Below are 16,240 nucleotides of genomic sequence, written 5' to 3'. Positions count from 1 at the left end.
TGACTTCTGCCTTGCGGTACTAGCGTTAAGTACACAAAACCTCTCCATTTGTGCAGTAATACCAATTAATACCATTTTAGATTTTAGATTTTGGATTGGGAATCGCTTTCTCTGTTTGGATTCTATTAATCCATCTGTCGTAATTATTTTTAAAATTGGTATAACTTAACAGTGATGCTTTGTTGATCGCTGTCTTCATCTTTATGCCCCAGGTATCGCTCCCTCAATCGCTCCATCCACACCTACCCCTCACCGCTCTTGCACCCATGCAGGATGTGACAAACCTCTGGTTTATGAAGGTGATTGCCCACTACGGCAGCCCTGACTATTTTTTCACCGAATATTTCCGCGTCAATGATACCTCACGGCTTAATCGTAGCATTCTGGCAGCCATCACCGAAAACGACACAGGTCGCCCCGTTTTTGCTCAAATGATTGGCGAAAGTATTCCAGACTTAGTAAGAACAGCAAAGGAACTCTGCAATTATAATATTGCCGGAGTAGACTTGAACATGGGCTGTCCAGCACCCAGAATTTATCGCAAAAATGTTGGAGGTGGATTGCTACTCTTGCCAGAAAAAGTAGATCGGATTTTGGGAGAACTGCGTTCTGCTGTCAACGATCGCCCTTTGACTGTGAAGATGCGTGTAGGCTTTGAAAATACAGATAATTTCTATAAAATTCTAGATATAATCAATCGCCACAGTATTGATTTGCTCTCTTTGCATGGTCGCACCGTCAAAGATATGTATCATGGGGCAGTGAAATATAATTTGATCGCTGAAGCAGTCAGACAAGTCCATTGTCCAGTGCTGGCTAATGGCAATATCAACTCGGCAACAACTGCTGTTGAAGTGCTTTCTCAAACGGGCGCGGCGGGTGTGATGGTAGGACGCTGGGCGATCGGTAATCCTTGGCTTTTTAATCAAATTCGGCAAGCTTTACGTTTCGAGCCGATCGCGCCTGTTCCTTTAGCAGAGGTACGCAACTATATTGATCGTTTATGGCAAACCCCAACAGCATCATCTATGCCAGAGCGATCGCGCGTAGGCTATCTGAAAATGTTCCTCAACTACATTGCTCTGAATGTTGACACTGAAGGTCATTTTTTACGGTTAATGCGACAGACTTCTACTGAGGCAGAACTGTTTAACTTGTGCGATCGCGTTCTCCTTACCGATTTGACAAAAACTTTAGCCCTAGCACCCTCCTTGAGCGTGTAATATCGTGTCTGGCTAAAAACTTGCCTTAACCAAACATCGCGGCGTTATAGATTTGGCTGTAATTTATGGTAAATTCAACCGCTTACGCGCACCAAATCGAAATAAGTTATCTGGCAATATTGCTTTTAAGCGAGGCAACCATTGTGCCTCATTGCCAACACGATAGCGTAATCGTGGCAACCGACTACGAGCCGCAAATAGAATCGTCTGTGCAACTTTTTCCGGATCGTCGCCTTGTGCAATTGCTTGACTAACAGTTGAACGAATCACATCGCGTACATTGTCGTAATCAGCGTAATTCAATGTGGGTGACAACATAGCCTGGTTGAAGTTGGTCTTAAAGTAACCAGGCTCAATTAAAGACACTTTAATATTGAAGGGGTCTAGTTCCACACTCAATGCTTCGCTATAACCTTCGAGTGCAAACTTACTTGCACTGTAAAAACCTTGACCTGGTGCGCCAATCAATCCTGCCACTGAACTGATATTAATAATATGCCCACTACGCTGCTGTCTCATAGCTGGCAAAACAGCATTGCTAACCCGGACAACACCCCAAAAATTGGTTTCAAAAACCTCCTTGGCTTGTTCTAAAGAAGTTTCCTCAATCATGCTGGCATGAATTTGTCCAGCATTGTTAATCAATAAATCAATGTGATTAGTCCGCGTGAGCAACTGTTTAATACATGATTGTACTGAAGAGTCAGAGGTAACATCGAGTGTCAACATTTCCACATCTTGTAAAGTTGGATGTTCCTTGCGACTGGTACCGAAGACCCAGTAACCTTCTTGAGCAAGCTTTTGAGCAGTTAGCTGCCCAAATCCAGATGATGCTCCTGTTACTAGTACGACCTTTTTATCAGTCATCGGTTCTCCTTTTGTTTGGAAATTCTTTGGTATTGCGATGGACTACACCCTGACTAATACTCGCGTTTTTTATAAACCTTATTCGTTCATTATTGATTCTCAATAAAAACCTAATTTAGCGATAGGATTAATAGCTAATTTGTCAAGTATGAAACTTCAGTGTTCAATAAGTTAGATTTTTTAAGTTAGATTTTAGATTTAGATATGAATCATCCAAAAACCCCAAATCATCAACCAGGATTGGTTTTAACGCCTGGAGCCGAAGGCTGGTGGGATTCCGAACGAGTTTCTTCGCCACAGGTCTTGTACTGTCCCGATGGAACTTGGAAAATGTGGTATTACGGTCGGGATGCGTCGTTTGATCGGCAAATCAATTTGCCCACTGGTCGCTGTGGTTTAGCGATTTCTGATGATGGAATTCATTGGCAACGCGTCCAGGGATTATTAACTATGGGGGCTGTCTTTGAGCCTCACCAAAATTCTAGTCGGTTTGACTCAGCCCATGTTGGTGTAAGCAATGTCTACTTCCACGATGGTCTTTATTGGATGTGGTATTTCGGTGGAGACCACACAGTTGTTGAGATAGGAAGCTTTAAAGCTAAAGGGTTAAATATGCGCCCTGGCTGTGCTATCTCCCGTGATGGCATAAATTGGGTGCGGTTGGAAGGTAATTATCAAGGAGCTTTTCTCGATTTAGGTAAGGCAGGGGAGTTTGATGCCTTATTTTGCGCCTGGCCACAGGTCTTGCCTGATGATGATGGAACCTGGAAAATGTACTACCATACCTTAAATCCTGACAAAGGATTCTTAGTCGGTTTAGCTGTGTCTAGCGATGGTTTTCATTGGGAAAAAGTTGGTCAGATTTTACAACCAGGTGAGCCTGGAAGTTTTGATGAGAGAGGTATTGGTACTCGCAATGTTCTGAAAATAAACGGAGAGTACGTAATGTTCTATGAAGGTGTTAACAACAATGGTTATCACTCCATCGGTGTAGCTGTGTCTAGCGATGGTTTTCATTGGCAAAAACATCAAGGACAGCAAGTTGGAGGTTCTATCTTTTCTCATGCTCAAAAGGGTTCTGGTCGTTGGGATGCAAGGGCTGTAGGCACGCCTTGTGTAGTCGCAATGGATGATGGCAGTTTTCGTATGTACTACATTGGCGCAAACGAAGGTGGCCACGATGAACTATCTTCACAGCACCAAATTGGTTTAGCTGTGAGTGCCGGAACAGATTTTCACCAGTGGCATCGTTGGGGTGAATACTAATTTCTTTTACATGAAATACAAAGCTACGGGTTTGAAGGCAGAATTCAGAAGGAAGTACAAACTTTTATATCTGATGTGTGAGTTCTGCACTTTGTATATCATCTACTTGAAATATGCTATATATGTTTTTACAGCAATGTCATCAATAACACCATAACAAAAAGATCCCCGATTTTTTAAATAAGTCGGGGATTTCAAGCTCTAAATCTTTGGTAATCCTATTGATTTCCAAAGCTGTTTAATCGCACATAATATCACTCAAATTGCACAAGCGATCGCCCCGATACAACAATAAAACCTACAGAATCAAGCCTTAAAAGCGGCTGGCGAATTCCCTCTAGAATGGCTGCATTTAAAGCAGTTTCTATCTTCAATTCTTCAGCTAATGCATTATCCCAACTTTGCTGATTCAGACGTAGGCGCAATTGTTCTACTCTATTGGCTAATTTCCTTTCGGCAACATTAGCATAATTTTGGCACAAGTCAATAAATTCGGGACGATTGGAAAGTAATTCTGAAGAAGTGTTACGCACTTGATAGCAAAAATTTTGCCATTTACTAGGGTCAACAAAATCATCAATAATTCCTAAGCGTTCTTTTGCTAGGTTATAATCTCGTCCTTGATTATTGTTTTTATCTTTATATGGACGTTGCAGAATATTTAAAAGAGCTTTATCTTCAACAGCACGTATTGGCTTTTTGCGACCATCAACATAGATAGTTTCTATAATTGGTGGAAATAGAGCATCAATACGTCGCTGTAAGTTTTTGAATTGAGAATTATCTAGTTTGTTATCTAGTAAAACTTGTTTGGCAATTTTTAAATTTGCCTCAACTACATAATTACATTGAAAACCAAACCATTCCTTTCCTTCTTTCGCGTCCCAAGATGCGTCAGTACGCCACAAAGCAAAGGCTTCACCTCGGTCATCCCAGTTGATATAGTTCAAGAGTGCTTCGATAAACCCTTCGCCAACTCGAAAGAGTTTAACACCAGCATTTTGGTTTGCTACTCTGCGATTATAAGTACCAAATTGGTCTAGGGAACTCTCAGCAAAACGGTTTTTTAACTCATTTATCGGAACCAAGGTACGCGTTGTCGGTTGATAACGTCGCATCTCTGATGAATCTGGGTTACTAAGTCCTCTGAATCCCAGTGCGTCGCAAATCCAGCCTTCAATTGCTCGCCTAATTTCTAGATGACGAGCATCGTAATTATCTAGCTCTTGAAAATACTCGGTAGCAATTTCATCGTTTGCATCAATTTCATCTAGTGCATTTTGTTCGCTAATTTTGGCTATTTCTGTTTCAATTTGCTTTTGAATTGGCGAAACCATCTCTAACAATCCAGCAGCACCGGATTGAAACAAAACTGTTTCTAATTCTGCAAGTTTCTCATCGACATAAAACTGGAGACTGGCAATTGATTGTTGGAAAATATCAAACCCATCTTTTAAGACTTTATACCAAGCATTGTGAGGGCTATCTTCCAAGTAAGGGCCAATCAAGGCACTAGATTGGATACCAATTTTGCTGCCAATGCGGTCAAGTCTGCCAATTCTCTGCTCTAATTGATTAGGCGACCAAGGAAGGTCAAAATGAATTAACCAATCGGCAAACTGGAGATTACGCCCTTCTTCTCCAGAGCGATCGCATACTAAAATAAAGCAGTTTGGGTTATCCTTAAACCTATTTAAGCCTTCCTCAACTTTGTCTGGCGATTCTCCAAATTGATGGCTGGCTATTGTCTCTGCACCAAAGGTATTAGATAAATACCGAACAATTTCGCCACAAGTTTGCACAAAACTAGTAAATACAACAAATTTGGGCAGAATGTCCCCAGTAATTGGTCTTTTGATTCTCTGCTGTATTCTGGTGATGAATTCGTTTTGATTCTTCCGAACGTTTGCAGGAATTTTGAAGTATGTACCTAGCTGATTCAGCAGTACTGTTTTCAAATTTTCCGTCCGTTGTCCGTCTTCTTGAGGTTGACGAACAATATTTAGTAAGGATTGGAGAATCTCTTCTTCCCCTGAAAATTTAGGGGTTGTAGTTAATAAGCGAACATCATCTTCTTTAAACTCTTGGATGAGTTTAGCATGAGGTTTTGCAGTTAAACGCGCCGTAATTACCTGCTCTAAAATTCCTAACCAAGTACCAGCAGCGAGAAATAACAGCAGAAAAATTCGCTGATATTGCTTTTCATCAGGAGCAACACTCCGCCACTGATTGAGGAGTTCGTGAATATCAAGCGATCGCTCGTCTAAATCATACTCTTCTTTTGGCGTAAAGTTGCGGTCAAATATCACATCTTCCACGGCAGCGCGACGGTTGCGAAGCATTCGCCGATGTAATCGATAGATATCGCTGACATGGACGCGAATTGCTTGGATGATTTGCTCTTGCTTGGTAGAATTCGCTTGTAAACAATTTTCTAAATCATCCGCCAGCTTTAGTAAATACTCATCCTTCGCAAAGAGGTTTCGTAGTTGCTGCAAGTTGCTTTTGAGAACTTCTGATTCTGCACCTTCTTTAAAAGAAAGCAGAAGTTTACCAATTTGTTGACGGCTTTCAACTTTGGTGCGGAAACTTGCTAAATCGCCCAGTTTATAGGTTGTCGGGTCGAGTAAGTGCAACATTGCCAAAAAATCCTGCTCGTGATTGAGAACCGGAGTGGCAGATAATAAAAGTAAGCGATCGCTTTTATGAGCAAGTTCTTTGCAAGTCTGAAAACGCTGGCGCACTGTTGCATCCTTAGAGGTCGCCATTGCTGCAATATGATGGGCTTCATCTAAAATTAAGCAACCTATCTTTGCTTTCAGATTGATTTTATGGATATCTTCAACCGCTAGCACCACTACCCGTTTGGGAAAATGGGAGATGTAGAACTTGTTTTCTAACTCAGCTCGCCATTGTTTGAGCAAATATTGCGGAACTATCACCACCGCACCTTTTTTCGGTTCATCGAGAAGGAATTGACGCAGAATCGCACCCGCTTCGATGGTTTTTCCGAGTCCCACCTCGTCTGCTAACAAGTAACGTTGAATTGGGTCTTCCAATACCCGCCGCACTACTTCAACTTGGTGAGGATAAAGATTAATATTTGCCGAAATCAGTCCTGTCATCCCACGACTCACAGCGCGTTGCTGAATCAAGGATTTCACGAAAGCTAATCTTTTGTCATGAAAATAGGGCGTTTCATGACTCTTCATCGCCAGAGTTTGGATAGGGTCTGTATTTGGTAGATTACAACGAACGTAAATGTCTTCAACAGAAGCGATCGCAGTTTTTTTATCTGGTAAATCAATTTGATACATTTCTGTATCTTCATCCCAGATAAAAACTCTGCCAACTATCCATTTATCTTGAGTTTGGGACTTAATATAGCATCGAGCCTGGGGTTCCAGCTTGACTTGAGAGAGAGAATTTAGAGGTAAAGTTTTTTGGAGACGTTGCCCTATAGAGCAGAAATACTCAACATTTGCATTGGTATCAGATATTTCTGTAACTTTTCCGATACCCAAAGAGTTATTCTGGGACTGTACCAATAAACCAAGCTTAATCATAGATCCAGTCCCCTGAACACACTAAAAGAACCTTCCAGACTAGTTTTTAGCCTATATCTGGCAGTTTTGTCGATCAACATTATAGATAATAACTGGTATTACAGTTTTTGTTAGAGCGATATCTACGACGGGCTATGCCCACGCTCCACCACAGGTAATTAATAAAATTAGCAATTTTCAGGTAAATACACCATGCAGTAGAGGTACAGCATTGCTGTGCTTTTATTACATATACAGTTCAATTAAATGAAAACTGGTGTAAATTCACATTTATCGGTAAAGTTTTTGCGTAAAAAGCATAACTTTGTTAAGCGCAGCCCGACGTAATAGCATTGTTTGCCGACACATAGGCATTGTCAGCCGACGCATTGGCATTGTTTGCCGACGCAATGGCATTGTCAGCCGACGCAATGGCATTGTCAGCCGATGCAATGGCATTGTTTGCCGACGCGATGGCATTGTCAGCCGACGCGATGGCATTGTCAGCCGACGCGATGGCATTGCAGGGATTGCCAAATTTAATTTGCCACGAATTAATCAAATGCTGTATTTAGCTGATTATGTGGTGTAACAGATTTACAAAGAAAGGCAGGAGGTAATGAGTATCAATTAAAACTTTAGTTTTGAGTTTAAAAGCCATTCAAACACATAATTATAGCGTTTCATAGTCTACTGAGGTACACCAAAATATTGTTTACCAAGGTTAGTAGCTTTGAAAACGTACCTCACTAGGTCGGGAACCGCTATATACTTGCAGCAAGGTATAAAAAATGTTTCAACACCACTTTTTTAAGGGTAAGTTCCTCCTGCCTCCTAAACATTTGGCTTGAGAAGGTCACGATACAATTAAGATTATGTACATTTATTTACTATGAAGAAAATTAGAGACAACACAATTAAGTTAAATCAATTTTTAAAGTTGATGGGTATAGTGCCAACTGGAGGTCAAGCCAAGTTGATGATTCAAGGTGGCGATGTCCAAGTAAACGGTATGCTAGAAACTCGACGAGGACGGCGACTAATACCAGGCGATAAAGTAACAATTCAAGGACAGACTTTAGAAGTGAATTTGAACAACAATGAAGACCCAGATGTAATGATAGATTCAACCGAACAAACCGAGTAGAGAAAGTTTATCCCAAATTTAAAAGTTTTTCTTTTGCCTTGTAAGTAATGCTGCAAATTTCCAATAAAGTTATCATCCCACAGACTGAGATTGAAATTACTGCGATTCGCTCCCAAGGAGCAGGAGGTCAAAATGTAAATAAGGTTTCTACTGCGATCCACTTACGCTTCGATATTGCTGCTTCATCATTACCCGATTATTATAAACAACAGCTTTTAAAGCTTAATGATCGACGCATTAACCAAGAAGGAGTAGTTGTAATTAAAGCTCAAGAACACCGAAGCCAAGAGAACAACCGTGAGTCAGCATTGAGACGACTTCAAGAACTCATTCAAAGCGCAGTTGTCGTGACAATCAAACGCAAACCCACCAAACCAACTCGCAGTTCTCAAAGAAAACGTCTTGACCACAAAAGTAAGCACGCACAGGTTAAATCTAACAGAAGACAGGTGACAGATTGTTGATTTATCTGTTATTTGTAAAAAATACACGTATAATTCAATATGAAAAAAGATGAATAAAACATTACTAAATATATTGGTGTTTGCACTTTTAATCTTGTTTATCATCTCTCCCTTTGCCGCCCTTGCTAGTTTAATGCTTGTAGTGTTAGTTGGGGCGTTTTTATCTTTACTAGGGGACACGTTTCAAGCAATTATTGGCGGCGACACCGACCCGAAAAAGTCATAAAAGCGAAATTAAAAATGCAGATAGGTATTTATCCAAAAAAGCCGTTTCCAAGGTGCGATCGCTTTAGCTTGGACAATTGTTAATCTGTCACAGTATAAGTTGACAAATACAATTGCTTTCTCAACCAATAATTAAACAATTATAATAACAATTTCTTAAAAGAAAATAGACTTTAAATCTTACTCCTCAACGTTAGTAAGAGAGCTAATGTATTGCGGGATGTACCCCCGTTAAGCAAGCAACTAATATTGTATTAGATTCAACACAGGAGCGCTGCATACAGATTTTTTCAAGTAAATCATGTACACAGGTAAGGGCACAACAATATTGTGCCCTTACAAATAATTTGTACCTCACCAAGTTTCAATCTGCTATATACATACAGCATTTTGCATCTAAATGAAGTATATTCTTTACCCCCCTTAATACCACGCCACTTGCTACAACGCAGGGAACCTCCGCAACGCAGTGGCTCTCCTTGTAAAGCCGTATATACACAAGTCGAACTATCCCCCTTAATCCCCCCAATAAACGGGGGGAAACAGAAAAAATGTTGTTCCCTCCCCTTTATAAGGGGAGGGTTAGGGAGGGGTGTTTTTGTACTTCATTAACTTGCGATCTGCTGTATATGTATTTATTTTAATGAAAATATCCCTTGTATTTAGCATAATAATATTTAAAAAGCTCGTTATTTATTAATAAATAATACATAAATTTTATTTATCTGGTGAGTAGTAATTATATTTGCTGAAGTTAAACACACTGAGTGTTAGTAGAGCTAAACTAAAGAAAAAGAAAAATTAAAAACTAATAGTCACAATATAATAAGTATTAGGAAAATGAATTTCTGATAACTTTCATAAAAGCATAAACACTTTTTTCTAGTCAACATCAAGCAGAATACATAGATGCGGATAATTGGACATATCAACAATAAAAGGTACCACCCATGAGTTCCCGCGCACTGCTGTTAGTAAATCGTCATGCTCGCCAAGGACAAAAGGGTCTATCGGAAGCGATTCAATATCTGAAAACACTTGATTTTGATTTAATTGAGGAGTCTACAGAAGATCCCAAACATCTTGCTGAAGTTATACTTCGCTACAAGCATCAAGTTGACTTGGTAATTATTGGCGGAGGAGATGGTACTCTAAATGCCGCAGTAGATGCTTTAATTGAGACTCAGTTACCTTTAGGAATCTTACCTCTGGGAACTGCCAACGATCTAGCAAGAACTTTGGAAATCCCAAATTCCCTCAATGAAGCTTGCAAAATTATTGCAGATGGACATTTACAGCGCATCGACTTGGGTTGTGTAAATGACAAGCACTTTTTTAACGTTGCCAGTATGGGATTGAGTGTAAAAATTACCCAACGACTCACCAAAGAAGTTAAGCGCCGTTGGGGAGTATTTGCTTATGCTGCTACTGCATTGCAAGTGATTTTGGAAGCTAGACCTTTTACAGCAGAGATTGGCATCAACGGTAAATTTGTTCGCGTCAAAACAGTGCAAATTGCTGTGGGTAACGGCCGCTATTACGGTGGTGGTATGGCAGTGGCTGACGATGCCACAATAGACGATCAAAGACTAGACCTTTATAGCTTGGAGATTGAACACTGGTGGCAGGTTATATTATTACTACCTTCAATGCGACGAGGGCGACATATACATTGGCGGAGTGTACGCTCCTATCAAGGTCAAGAAATAGAGGTACATACTCGCAAACCACGCCCTATCAATACAGATGGTGAAATCACTACCTACACACCTGCTCATTTTCGGGTTATACCTAAAGCTATAGCTGTTTTTGTACCCCGAAAAAGTAGGAGTTAGAAGTCATTCAATTTTAGATTTTCCTTCAACCCAAAATCTGAAATTGGCAAAGTTTAGAAGTTATTCTCCCTCATCTTTCTTTACTACAAAGTGGGAACTCGCATCAACTCACGCCAAATGCATCTGAGATTTTCTCAAGATATAAAGTCCCTGTTACAACGCCTAGCTGAACAACCTCTAACTCTAGGTGATATTCTGATAGAAACCTCAGAACGGGGCTTTAGCCTGGTAATTACATTATTAGTTTTGCCTTTTTTATTTCCTATGCCACCGGGATTAACTGGTCCATTTGGTGGTGCTTGTTTACTGTTGTCAGTGCAAATGCTTTTAGGAAGGCGATCGCCTTGGCTACCGAAAAGAATCGCTAACTACAAATTTCCTCGTGCCTTCGCCCAGTTACTTTTGCAAAATTTGGGACGGCTTACCAAGGTTTTTCAGAAAATCGCCCGTCCCCGATTAGCAAAAATAGCTTATAATCCTTTAGTTTGGCGAATTAATGGATTTTGTATCTCTTTATTAACAGTACTGCTAATATTACCAATCCCGCTTACAAATCCTATCCCCACTATCGGTATTTTACTTTTTACTGTTGCCACCATCGAATCTGATGGTTTATTAATTTGCATCAGCTACGGCATTACTGTTCTGATTACCTTGCTGTTTGGATTTATTGGTTATGCTGTGTGGTTAGCTCCCAGTTTGCTGCCATCAATATTGAAATAATAAAAGCCTCCAGCTTTTGGCTGAGGGCTGTAATTCTTAGGGTGCATCTACCATTTATTAATCCATTTTATTTATTGCCATATCCGGGAAAATTATACTTATGAGTAAAATTATTTTTTTCAATAAAAAAGCCTTCAACTAAAAGCTGAAAGCTATGATTTAATTAAGGTGCATCTACCATTTATTAATCCGCTTTATTTATTGCCATATCCGGGAAAATTATACTTTTAAGCTAATTTATTTTTTGATTGAATAAAAAAATTATCATTAATAAAAAAAAGCCTTCAACTAAAAGCTGAAAGCTATGATTTAATTAAGGTGCATCTACTATTTATATATCCACTTTAGTTATTGCCATATCAGGAAGAATTGAAAAAAAAATGGATAGCTGGGGAATTGATTTTGTTAGCTACAACGATAGTACTGACCTCAAGAAGAATCGCCTACGGTATTTGACTAGGTAATCATTGACTAACTTCACATTAATTTTACAATTATCCCAGTTTTTCTCTGAATACACAAAGTTTCTGTTAATATTTCTAATTCGATATCCGTAATAGTACGAATTTAGTTTATTAGTTGGGTATATGACTATGAAAGTTAGACACACCCAACTTGATGAAGCGATCGCAATTTCTATTAGCCCTTGCCAGTCTTAGTATTGTCGGGGGAAGCTTTTTTCTGAGAACAACTTTTAGCAGTACTAATGAGCCTAAAATTATAACTGATACATCACGTTATAAAGAAATTCGTAATCAACTATGGGCTGATAATGACCAAGTAAAACATTTTCCTAATGAGATTCCCCCTGATGCTAAAGACGTTCGTATTGCATACTCTCCTCAAGTTTTGCAAGGAAGTAGTTTTTTTCAAATTAGGTTAAAAGAGCCACCAAAGAAGATAGAAAAATTACTTTCACAATATAAAAATAGTGCCAAGCACAAATATAAAGGTGGTAACACAAACGACCACATAAATCAACCTAACGGTGTGCCAACAACTTTCTTCTACACTAGTGACTCTCCTACAGAATCTTTTCCAGCTACTTATGAAATATTAGTATTAAATACAGATGACAAAGGTAGACCTGGCTTTAAGTGGAATCATGGAGATAGCTACGGTGTTGCTATTAATAGCTCCAACTCAGAAATTATTTATTGGTCTGAAAAATGGTAATTAGCAATTCAAAATGAATTTGAATCGCCATAAGAAAAATCATCACTTGTGGCATCGGACTTAATAAACTTCTTCCATGAATCAAAATATTTGATACTAAACTACTCACCCATAATTAGGAAAAGAAGTTGTGATATCTAGCAATATATCGCAGGGAAATTTGGCACTTTTGCAAGAGTTTAATAAAAATACTTATATATATGTAATACAGAAATTTCTCTTACTGGTACAGTTAATAGTGTTGTGTTCTACTCACATTTTAGGTAAGAATAAGTTATGATTGGAGTAAGCCTTCATTCAGATTTCATAGTACTAAGTACTGCTTTTACCCTTTTGGATATATCACTTTGGATAGTTAAAATTTATAGTCAGCATAGCTAAGATTTATAAACGCTTAAAAACTATCTAAATATGTAGAATGCCAACTGCTTTAATTACTGGTGCCTCTAGTGGTATTGGTAAAGCCTTTGCTCAAGAACTAGCTGCACGCAAGACAAATCTTGTACTTGTTGCTCGTTCTGAAGAGAAACTAAGCCAATTAGCTAAACAACTACAAGAACAACACAACATTCAAGTAGACGTTATAGTAAAAGACCTCACAGAACCTAATGCAGCTATTAGTGTATTTGAAACCACGAAAGCAAAAGAGTTGAATATTGACTTATTAATCAACAATGCTGGTTTTGGTTACTATGGCGACTTTGCAGAAGAGGATGGAGAAAAACAAGTTAAAATTGTACAATTAAACATTTTGGCATTGGTAGATTTAACTCATAAATTTTTACCATTGATGCGGCAACGTCGTTCTGGAAGTATTATTAACGTATCCTCTATTACCGCATTTCAACCAATACCATACCTTTCTGTTTATGCTGCCAGTAAAGCTTTTATTCTTAGCTTTAGTGAAGCGTTATGGGCAGAAAATCATCAGTATGGTGTACGTATTTTAGTCACTTGTCCAGGGCCAATAGAAACAAACTTTTTTGCAGAAGCTAATTTTCCTCCAGCGCTGGCAAGTAGTACAGATAAGGTGTATTCATCCCAAAAAGTGGTTTTGGAATCTTTAGAGGCTTTAGAAAAAGGCTATCCAACTATTATTAGCTCTGATAGTGGTACTCAAATTAGAAGTAAATTATCTCGACTTGTACCGCGCAAACTTCTACTGAATATGTTAGCAAAACACTTTAAAGTCTAATTATGTAGAGACGCAATTAATCGCGTCTCTACAAGTTAGGAGTTTGAGTTTAAGGTTTGAAGTTAAATAAACTGGTGTATTTAAAACTCCTCACTCTTTACCTTGTTATATATACCTTGTTAATTGAACTCGGTAACGCTCTTTTTTTGTAACGGCGATTTCCCCAACTTCTAAACGCCCTTTTGAGCGAATGGCGATTAAGTCACCTGATTTGACTTGAGAACTAGCTTGAATAACTTCCTTCCAATTGACGCGGACATCACCAGCATCAATGAAATCAACCATTTTGCTACGGGACATACCAAAACCAGCAGATGCGATCGCATCTAATCTTAAAGAAGCCTCCACAGTAGTTAATTCTTTTTTCTTGGGTTCCCGAACCTTTAATTCAGTTAGCTCAATCTGCTGAGTTTTCACAGGAACCGATCGCACCTGTTTGAGGCTCATTGACAAAAATTCTACCAACTCTGGTGTAACAATCGCTTGCGCCCCTCGTTCTCCTAAGACAATTACATCTCCTGTTTTTTCACGAACAATTCCCGTACCTAACATTGCGCCTAAAAAGTCGCGGTGAGAGGCGGTATCAAACAGGAAATTACCTGCAATTTCCACAGCTACAAGGCTGACTTGAGATGGATCTAACGGAAGTTCTGAACGAGCGATCGCTATTCTTTGGCGTTCAGCTTGCGGATATCCACCCCACGCCACCAATTGCACTTCTGTTAATCTGTTAAATACCCGTTGAATTTCTGCCAATTCTGGGGGAGATAGAAAATCTGTCAAAACCACTTCCCAAGTTTTGATTGCTTGCTCTGCTTGATCGATTGCACGAACTACACTATCTCGATTTTCAACACCTTTTAAAAGTTCTTCTCGTGGCAACATTCTTAAAAATTATGAGTTATGAATTGAGAATTAAGCTGCTATAACTATCTTGATTCTAGCTTTAATTCTCATTTCAGCCATTAGTAACAAGTTAAGGCTGTAAAACATCAGAAGCACTAGGGCGTGTTTTCAAACTATAGCCACAAAATAATGGAGGCAATCGTAATCATAGCTGTATAAGTTACAGCAAGTTTCTCATATCGGGTAGTAATCCGTCGAAATTGCTTGAACAGCCCCCGGATTGACTAAAATTAAGTACTGCTGGTTCTCGCCGTACAGTTGCCTAAGCTTTTGCGTTGCAGTTTGAACGCCATCACCTACATTTCGCGCTTCATCACCGATGCGATCGCCGTACTGCTTAACAGCATTATTAATTTAGATTTACTTAATCATTCATGAAAAGGAAGATCCCCAACTTATTAAAGAAGTTGGGGATCTGCACGAAAAAGCTTAATTGTCCTTCAAATCTACTGGGTAACTCCAACGAAACCAGCTTGCTCAATTGCTTTTTGCCCCTGATCAGTTGATAAAAGATTGGCATAAGCATTTCCAATCTGCTGTTCGCGACCTTTATTCTGCTTAATAATCACAGACAAATTAGCAATCATCGGATAGCTACCATTTTTGATCGCCTGAGTATTTAGCTGGTTGCGCTGACGCGGACACTGTTCAGGCGACACCATCGGTTCACGATAGGGGGTAATTAGCTGACCAGAAGTCTGACCCAATGGCAAAGCCTTCACGCTACATTGAAAAACTACCGAACGGGCAGAAGCGTAATACACACCACCAGGGGTTTTACTGAGTTGGCGCACTGCATCTGTAGCAGAGTAGACATACTGCACATTCGAGCCAAGTGCTTGCTCCTTTAAGTCGCTGTTACTAGAGAATATTACTGTATCTGCGTCCTCTGGCCGTTGGGAGAAAGCTGTAATGGGTAGATTTGGCCCACCGACTTGATTCCAATTAGTAATTTTCCCCAAATAAATTTGCTGCAATTGGTCAACAGTTAAACCAGGCACATTCAGTGATGGGTTGACTACCACTGCTATCCCATCTTTACCCACCTGACGTTCCTCAAGGGTGAAGCCTCGCTCTTTTGCCATAGCTTTTTCTTCATTCGTAAGAGGACGGGAGGACTGAGCAAAGTCTATTTTCCCATCAAGCAACATCCGAATGCCAGAGCTAGAACCAGGGCTACCATTAACAGGGTTTACGTAGCGTAATTGTAGTTCCGGGCGATCGCTCTGGATCTGAGAATCTACCAGTCGCCGGATAGATGCCCAAGCTGTACTACCTCCATAATTGAATGAGGCAGTGGGAACATCAGCAACTGTCTGAAAAGTTGATTCATTATTATTAGAGACATTATTAGAGACGCTCTTGAGACTTTGAGCAGAAGAAGAGTTAATACTGTTGCCAGACAACAATCTACCTGGCTTCAAAAACCACCAAAGTAATCCGCCAATAACTATAATTGTCAAAACTTTACCAATAATCAAACCTCTGAGAAAGAGGGCGATTTCGCCATTAATTAAAGCTTTTCTTTGATTTGTATTGTCCATATTTTTAAATATTGTTTCGTTGTATTTATCTTACAGGAATATCTAGGTATTTATTCTACAGTAATCTTGAAATATTTAAATTTAAAGTAAATCTCTGATGGCTAGTTAATAAGCAGTTTTATGA

General features: G+C 39.4%; 14 protein-coding genes. 10 read left to right on the top strand and 4 right to left on the bottom strand.

Going from position 1 to position 16,240, the window contains the following annotated elements:
- Positions 1 to 203 precede the first annotated feature (203 nt).
- Positions 204 to 1,223 (top strand): tRNA dihydrouridine synthase, encoded by a 1,020-nt coding sequence (locus tag V7K79_RS09425; protein WP_335046890.1) that lies wholly within the window; start codon positions 204 to 206, stop codon positions 1,221 to 1,223.
- A gap of 63 nt (positions 1,224 to 1,286) precedes the next feature.
- Here V7K79_RS09425 and V7K79_RS09420 read toward each other — a convergent pair whose 3' ends face one another.
- Entirely contained in the window at positions 1,287 to 2,090 is an 804-nt protein-coding gene (locus tag V7K79_RS09420; protein WP_335046888.1) for an oxidoreductase, read from the bottom strand.
- A gap of 204 nt (positions 2,091 to 2,294) precedes the next feature.
- Here V7K79_RS09420 and V7K79_RS09415 point away from each other — a divergent pair, with 204 nt between their 5' ends.
- Positions 2,295 to 3,356, top strand: coding sequence for a glycosyl hydrolase (locus V7K79_RS09415; RefSeq protein ID WP_335046886.1), 1,062 nt, complete (start codon positions 2,295 to 2,297; stop codon positions 3,354 to 3,356).
- 254 nt (positions 3,357 to 3,610) lie between these two features.
- On the opposite strand, the gene dpdE is transcribed toward V7K79_RS09415, so the two are convergent.
- Positions 3,611 to 6,922, bottom strand: a complete 3,312-nt coding sequence (gene dpdE / locus V7K79_RS09410) for a protein DpdE (RefSeq protein ID WP_335046884.1) — start codon at positions 6,920 to 6,922, stop codon at positions 3,611 to 3,613.
- A gap of 304 nt (positions 6,923 to 7,226) precedes the next feature.
- Here dpdE and V7K79_RS09405 point away from each other — a divergent pair, with 304 nt between their 5' ends.
- From V7K79_RS09405 to V7K79_RS09370, 8 genes are all read left to right on the top strand, one after another.
- Positions 7,227 to 7,493 carry a hypothetical protein gene (locus V7K79_RS09405; RefSeq protein WP_335046881.1) on the top strand — a complete coding sequence of 89 codons (267 nt, stop codon included), beginning with the start codon at positions 7,227 to 7,229 and terminating at the stop codon, positions 7,491 to 7,493.
- 300 nt (positions 7,494 to 7,793) lie between these two features.
- Positions 7,794 to 8,048: an RNA-binding S4 domain-containing protein gene (locus tag V7K79_RS09400; protein ID WP_335046879.1), complete on the top strand. Its 255-nt coding sequence runs from the start codon at positions 7,794 to 7,796 to the stop codon at positions 8,046 to 8,048.
- 47 nt (positions 8,049 to 8,095) lie between these two features.
- Complete coding sequence (arfB, locus tag V7K79_RS09395) at positions 8,096 to 8,512, top strand: alternative ribosome rescue aminoacyl-tRNA hydrolase ArfB (RefSeq protein WP_335046878.1); 417 nt, start codon at positions 8,096 to 8,098, stop codon at positions 8,510 to 8,512.
- Between the two features lie 49 nt (positions 8,513 to 8,561).
- On the top strand, positions 8,562 to 8,738 hold the full coding sequence (locus V7K79_RS09390) for a hypothetical protein (protein ID WP_335046877.1): 177 nt from the start codon (positions 8,562 to 8,564) through the stop codon (positions 8,736 to 8,738).
- Positions 8,739 to 9,687: 949 nt separating this feature from the next.
- Complete coding sequence (locus V7K79_RS09385; protein ID WP_335046875.1) at positions 9,688 to 10,572, top strand: lipid kinase; 885 nt, start codon at positions 9,688 to 9,690, stop codon at positions 10,570 to 10,572.
- Positions 10,573 to 10,689: 117 nt separating this feature from the next.
- Entirely contained in the window at positions 10,690 to 11,295 is a 606-nt protein-coding gene (locus tag V7K79_RS09380; protein ID WP_335046873.1) for an exopolysaccharide biosynthesis protein, read from the top strand.
- A gap of 618 nt (positions 11,296 to 11,913) precedes the next feature.
- Positions 11,914 to 12,471, top strand: a complete 558-nt coding sequence (locus tag V7K79_RS09375) for a hypothetical protein (protein WP_335046872.1) — start codon at positions 11,914 to 11,916, stop codon at positions 12,469 to 12,471.
- Between the two features lie 418 nt (positions 12,472 to 12,889).
- Positions 12,890 to 13,666, top strand: coding sequence for an SDR family NAD(P)-dependent oxidoreductase (locus V7K79_RS09370; protein ID WP_335046870.1), 777 nt, complete (start codon positions 12,890 to 12,892; stop codon positions 13,664 to 13,666).
- 105 nt (positions 13,667 to 13,771) lie between these two features.
- On the opposite strand, the gene V7K79_RS09365 is transcribed toward V7K79_RS09370, so the two are convergent.
- Both V7K79_RS09365 and V7K79_RS09360 read right to left on the bottom strand, forming a co-directional pair.
- Complete coding sequence (locus V7K79_RS09365; protein WP_335046867.1) at positions 13,772 to 14,551, bottom strand: photosystem II S4 domain protein; 780 nt, start codon at positions 14,549 to 14,551, stop codon at positions 13,772 to 13,774.
- 467 nt (positions 14,552 to 15,018) lie between these two features.
- Positions 15,019 to 16,116, bottom strand: a complete 1,098-nt coding sequence (locus V7K79_RS09360) for a PstS family phosphate ABC transporter substrate-binding protein (protein ID WP_335046865.1) — start codon at positions 16,114 to 16,116, stop codon at positions 15,019 to 15,021.
- Positions 16,117 to 16,240: the final 124 nt, after the last annotated feature.

The sequence above is a fragment of the Nostoc sp. genome (genome assembly GCF_036917575.1).
Lineage (GTDB): Bacteria > Cyanobacteriota > Cyanobacteriia > Cyanobacteriales > Nostocaceae > Nostoc.
Note: the sequence above shows the minus strand (reverse complement) of the source record. Positions and strands in the feature narration are given on the sequence as shown.

What these genes read in the sequence shown, in the direction of transcription:
- V7K79_RS09390 (WP_335046877.1), top strand. Translation starts at nt 8,562, where the DNA reads ATGAATAAAACATTACTAAATATATTGGTGTTTGCACTTTTAATCTTG.
- dpdE (WP_335046884.1), bottom strand. Translation starts at nt 6,922, where the DNA reads ATGATTAAGCTTGGTTTATTGGTACAGTCCCAGAATAACTCTTTGGGT.
- V7K79_RS09415 (WP_335046886.1), top strand. Translation starts at nt 2,295, where the DNA reads ATGAATCATCCAAAAACCCCAAATCATCAACCAGGATTGGTTTTAACG.
- V7K79_RS09360 (WP_335046865.1), bottom strand. Translation starts at nt 16,116, where the DNA reads ATGGACAATACAAATCAAAGAAAAGCTTTAATTAATGGCGAAATCGCC.
- arfB (WP_335046878.1), top strand. Translation starts at nt 8,096, where the DNA reads ATGCTGCAAATTTCCAATAAAGTTATCATCCCACAGACTGAGATTGAA.
- V7K79_RS09375 (WP_335046872.1), top strand. Translation starts at nt 11,914, where the DNA reads ATGAAGCGATCGCAATTTCTATTAGCCCTTGCCAGTCTTAGTATTGTC.
- V7K79_RS09370 (WP_335046870.1), top strand. Translation starts at nt 12,890, where the DNA reads ATGCCAACTGCTTTAATTACTGGTGCCTCTAGTGGTATTGGTAAAGCC.
- V7K79_RS09380 (WP_335046873.1), top strand. Translation starts at nt 10,690, where the DNA reads ATGCATCTGAGATTTTCTCAAGATATAAAGTCCCTGTTACAACGCCTA.
- V7K79_RS09420 (WP_335046888.1), bottom strand. Translation starts at nt 2,090, where the DNA reads ATGACTGATAAAAAGGTCGTACTAGTAACAGGAGCATCATCTGGATTT.
- V7K79_RS09365 (WP_335046867.1), bottom strand. Translation starts at nt 14,551, where the DNA reads ATGTTGCCACGAGAAGAACTTTTAAAAGGTGTTGAAAATCGAGATAGT.
- V7K79_RS09425 (WP_335046890.1), top strand. Translation starts at nt 204, where the DNA reads ATGCCCCAGGTATCGCTCCCTCAATCGCTCCATCCACACCTACCCCTC.
- V7K79_RS09400 (WP_335046879.1), top strand. Translation starts at nt 7,794, where the DNA reads ATGAAGAAAATTAGAGACAACACAATTAAGTTAAATCAATTTTTAAAG.
- V7K79_RS09385 (WP_335046875.1), top strand. Translation starts at nt 9,688, where the DNA reads ATGAGTTCCCGCGCACTGCTGTTAGTAAATCGTCATGCTCGCCAAGGA.